Here is a 672-nt window from a genome sequence, read left to right as displayed (position 1 = left end):
GGCCAGCCATGAAGATCACGCCCGCTTCTTGGCAGAGACCCTGAACCGCAACGGCCACGCCCGAGGACGAGCCGCCATTGATCATGATCGCGCCGTCTTTTTCGATCATCGACTTGGCCGATGCACGTGCGGCATCCGATTTGGTCTGCGTGTCGCCCGTGACGAACTCGACCTTCTTGCCAAGGATACCGTTCCCTTGCAGTGCCTTGGACGAGAACGTGTTCAGGCAGCCTCCGTCGCCTTCGCCGTTCAGATGCTCGACCGCCAGCTGTTGCGCCAGCAGTTCGTCATTGCCTTCTTCGGCGTAAGGACCCGTCTGAGGGACGTTGAACCCCAGGGTGACAGAGGACCCCGTCGGTTCATTGGTGTAGGCGGCAGCCGACGAAGCCGTAAAGATCGTAGGCAGGGCCAGACCGGTCCCCGCAACGGCACCGGACTTCAGCACGCCGCGGCGTGTGACAGTTTTATTAGTCATTAATTCCTCCCATTTCCCATTTTCCGCCCTCTGGCTCCTCTTCCATCGGGCGAAATCGCATTTCTGCGTAAAGCAAGTATGGAGGTGCTTCTGAAAAATTCACAACAACCCATTAATTTTGCAGGAATCTTATGTAAACAAATACACAGGCACGGGAAGAATTTGTAATTGTTTTGCCCAAAATGGGTCGTTAGGCG

At 55.8% G+C, this 672-nt stretch carries 1 protein-coding gene; it reads right to left on the bottom strand.

Annotation, left to right across the window (positions count from 1 at the left end; translation table 11 throughout):
• A partial coding sequence (locus ACR0E6_RS22405) for an ABC transporter substrate-binding protein (RefSeq protein WP_480587520.1) occupies positions 1-475 on the bottom strand: 475 nt, incomplete at its 3' end.
• Between the last annotated feature and the right edge of the window lie 197 nt (positions 476-672).

This window comes from Ruegeria sp. AP12, from assembly GCF_056540025.1.
This window is presented reverse-complemented; position numbering and strand designations above follow the sequence as displayed.